This is a genomic window from Prevotellamassilia timonensis (assembly GCF_021531665.1).
Lineage (GTDB): Bacteria > Bacteroidota > Bacteroidia > Bacteroidales > Bacteroidaceae > Alloprevotella.
In genome coordinates, this window is sequence record NZ_JADYUH010000091.1 from 1 (window position 1) to 4,133 (window position 4,133).

Annotated in this window: 3 protein-coding genes; all 3 read left to right on the plus strand. The window is 45.5% G+C overall.

From position 1 onward, the window contains the following. Positions 1 to 428: 428 nt before the first annotated feature. The 3 genes from I6E40_RS10380 to I6E40_RS10390 all read left to right on the plus strand — a co-directional run bounded on the left by I6E40_RS10380 (position 429) and on the right by I6E40_RS10390 (position 3,832). Positions 429 to 848, plus strand: a complete 420-nt coding sequence (locus I6E40_RS10380; protein WP_235387127.1) for a Fur family transcriptional regulator — start codon at positions 429 to 431, stop codon at positions 846 to 848. Positions 849 to 937: 89 nt separating this feature from the next. Next, complete coding sequence (locus I6E40_RS10385; protein WP_317207410.1) at positions 938 to 1,210, plus strand: hypothetical protein; 273 nt, start codon at positions 938 to 940, stop codon at positions 1,208 to 1,210. Between the two features lie 153 nt (positions 1,211 to 1,363). Continuing rightward, complete coding sequence (locus I6E40_RS10390) at positions 1,364 to 3,832, plus strand: outer membrane beta-barrel family protein (protein ID WP_235387137.1); 2,469 nt, start codon at positions 1,364 to 1,366, stop codon at positions 3,830 to 3,832. Positions 3,833 to 4,133: the final 301 nt, after the last annotated feature.

Sequence of the window (4,133 nt, forward strand, 5' to 3'; positions counted from 1 at the left end):
TCCGTTTTGGTCTTATAAGAGCAAGCTCTTAACGCCCAACCGACAGCATCCCCCGTGCCTTCTTTCAGAAGGCAGCCATTCTCTTCAAGGCGATAAACAGAAATAAACCGTTCAATGGTAGCGCGATGAATTCACCACCTACTCCGCCTTACTGCGGCTCAGTCGCTGCGGCTTTGCACTTGATGAATTCACAGATAAGATGCGGTTCCTGCCGGAAAAAGATTTATATTATTAGTTGATTATCAGCATTATACGCTCTAACGGTAGAAAGGTGATTGTGTGGATTCTGTTTAGATACGACAAGGTAATAATTTAACGTATTTAACTTTCGCTTACACTGCGTGGTTTTAGTTGCTATGAAGTTACAAAACCATCTTTGCAAACGGTTTGCAATATATAAGTTGTACCTTTGCACAAAAAATAAGAATATGGGTAATATCGGCATAGAAAATCTTCTTAACGGGAAAGGTGTCAAGCCCACCTCCAACCGCATTCTTGTGATGAGAGAGTTGAATAAAGCCTCGCATCCCGTCAGCCTTGCTGATTTGGAAGTCTTGTTAGGTTTTTCGATGGACAAGGCAAGTATATTCAGAGTTCTTGAACTTTTTTCCGAGAAAAATATCGTTCATGTGATAGAGGACGGAAGCCGTTCGCTGAAATATGAGTTGTGCCATAGCGGCACTCATCATACCATATCTGATCAGCACGTTCATTTCTATTGCAAGCGATGCAAAGAAACGTATTGCTTCGAGGACGTGAGTGTGCCTTTGGTAAACATTCCTGATGGATTTTCACCTCATGCCATAAATTATATGATAAAAGGCATCTGCCCAAAATGCAGTAAGTAGTAATCTAAAAAAAGTCACAGACCAGTATAAAGATAACTCAGATAAGGTATGCCACATTGATTATTGAGTATGCCGGCAAATGATTCCTAATCGACCCTATGCTTGGCCCCAAAGGGTCATTCCCTCCATATCCTTTTGCGGATAGCTGGAAAAGGAACCCGATAGTTGAGCTTCCGATAAGTATTGATGAAATAGTGCATGACATCGATGCCGTAATTGCGACACATTATCATTATGATCACCTTGATTCAACGGCGTTCAAGGCAATCCCCAAAAGGATGAAAATATTTGTCAAAGATGAAAGGAACCATAGGCTGTTCGTTAGAAAAGGATTTTCAAATGTGGAAATTTTTGACAGTTGAGAACATGAAAGGCAAATAGCATCTCTTTTCAGTCAGTGAAACTATCTCAATGGCAGGACATCTCTTATTGAATAGTCCTGCCATTTGTATTTGTAAACGGTTTGCACGAACGAGAGAATAACTTTGCACACGAAAACAAAAGTAGAATAAGATATGAACACAAAATTACCAATTTCTTTAGCAGCATCCCTGTTGATTGCCGGCAGTGCGTATGCCGACGGCAACATAACAGGCACAGTCTATGACAAGAAGACTTCCGAGCCTCTTGACTTTGCCACAGTCGTTCTTGTGAACCCGGAAACAGGTGTGCCTCTCACAATCGGGGCTATGACAGATGGGAACGGAATGTTTGTTATCCCCAACGCACCTTCGGGAAAATACATTATTCGTGTCAGCATGGTTGGCAGCATTCCGCAGGAACGTGAAATCACAGTGACAGACTCCGTGATAAATCTTGGGAAAATTGAACTTGTGGAAGATGCGAAGTTGCTTCAGGAAATAGTAGTGACCGGACAGAAAAGTCAGATGTCTGTTAATTCAGAGCGCCGAATTTTTAATGTCAGTTCAAACATTGCCGCCACCGGCGCATCTGCCGATGAACTTCTTGCAGCGGTCCCGTCGGTCAATGTGAACAGCGACGGTGAAATCTCGCTGCGGGGCAATTCCGATGTCCTTGTGTGGATAAACGGTAAGGAAATGGGTATGAACGCCGACAACCGCGCCCAGATTCTTCGCCAGCTCCCTGCCGAGACCATCGAGAGCATCGAAGTGATGACAAATCCATCGTCTAAGCACAGCACGGAAGGAACCGCCGGCATCATCAATATCCGTCTGAAAGAGGACCATCGTCACGGATATTTCGGAAATGCCGAGGCCAATGTGGATACACGCGGAAACGCTAACGTGAATTTCAATATCAATTACAACGAAGGCAAATTCGAGACATTCGCCGGACTCGGACTTAAAACCCAACATGTTCCCGGAGGCGTGACTTCCCGCCGCAGTTATGATGATGGTGCTTACCTCAATTCCGATGGCGACAGCAAGAAACATGAGAACAGCATGTTCCTCCGTCTGGGTACGAATTTCCGGCCCGATGAAAAGAACTCTATCTATCTGAGCGCAATAGGAACTCTCGGACATAAATGGGGACATACCACGACCACCCACCTCAGCAATCTGCCAGGTCAGTGGATGCGCAATGTCAACAATATGCACGAATCCGGCGATACAAGAGGTACGAATATCATGCTCGGTTATAAGCACTCTTTCAATCATGACCATTTCATCGACATGAACGTGAGCTATAATATATGGCAGGGCCCAAATGATAATAAGTTCCATGAAAACGAGACATGGGCCGACGGCACTGAGCAGTCCATCTGGCAAAGCCAGCATCAGGATGTGAAAATAAGTAACTGGGAGGCTGCGCTCGATTATTCAGTACAAGCATTGCCGTGGCTGCGTTTCGAGACCGGCTACAAAGGAAACTACAACCACGAGAACAGTCCTGCCTCGTATGCTGGAGGTCTTGAAGAGAACAACCTGACGCCCCTCAACAATCTCTACAACCGGTTCAAATACGATACGGATATTTCAGCCCTATATGTGAATTTCTCCGGTAACTATGAGAAACTCACATTCTCGGCAGGACTTCGGGGAGAGATATGGCAGATCCGTACCCGCTCACTCGGCTATGGGCAGACTGATGCCGATGTGCCTCTCTTCAAGAAGAACGATTTCGCTTTGTTCCCCTCGGCTTCAATCGGTTGGTCGTTCCTTGAGAACAACGAACTTAAATTGAACTATTCACGCCGCATACGCCGTCCTTTCGGCCCGCAGCTCAACACTTTCGAGAACATCTCCGACCCTTCCGAGGTACATCTCGGCAACCCTCTCATCCTTCCTGAATACAGCAATGCCGTAGAGTTGTCATATATAAAGAATTGGAGCAACCACATGCTGTCAGTCTCAGGCTATCACCGTGCCAACAATGACATGATAAGCCATGTCAGCTTTCTCGCACCGATGGCATCTGACCCCGATGTGAACACTATGTATTACGGTCACGCCAATGTCGGTAATATGATGAACACCGGAGTAGAGATCATCTCCCGCAACACGCTCTTCAATCGTCTGACACTCACAACTACGGTCAATCTCTATAACAGCCACCTCAAAGCATGGGATACCGACTATCCGCTGCACGACAGCTTCTATGCCGTACATGGCAACAAGCAGAACCGCTTTGTGTGGGATGTGCGCTGTATGGCTTCGGTCCGTCTCCCGTGGGATATTACTTTCCAAACCACAGGCAGGTATAACTCTCGCCAGGTAACGGCACAGGGAACATTGGAATCGGACTGGGATGTAGAGGCTGGATTACGCAAAAACATCGGCTCATGGGGTATTTCGCTTCTCTGCAAGGATATATTCAACTCGAAAAAAAACCATAATATCCTATACGGTAACGGATACACCCAGTCAATCAGCAAATGGGCGGGAGGACGCACACTCCGTCTGGCGGTTACATATACCTTTGGCAAGACCCACAATCATGAACACGGTCACCACAATCACATAGATACAGGCGGCTACGGAGAAGAACATCACCACCATTAAAAACAAACACCATAAATGTCAAAAACGGAGACTGCCCGATTATGGCAGTCTCTGTTTTTGTAAATAGTTTGCGATATCGATGCAATAATTTTGCACTAAAAATAAACAAGAAGAAGAGGCAAAGAGACTAAGGGAGAAAGGGACAAAGAGACAAAGAGACAAAGAGACTAAGAGTCAAAGAGTCAATGAGACTAAGAGAGGGAGAGGCTAAGAGGCAAAGAGAGGAAGAGACAAAGTGATAAAAAGAAAAAGGGGCAAAGACAAATTACTATGTTTGCAACGAGAAACCGCTCACTATGGC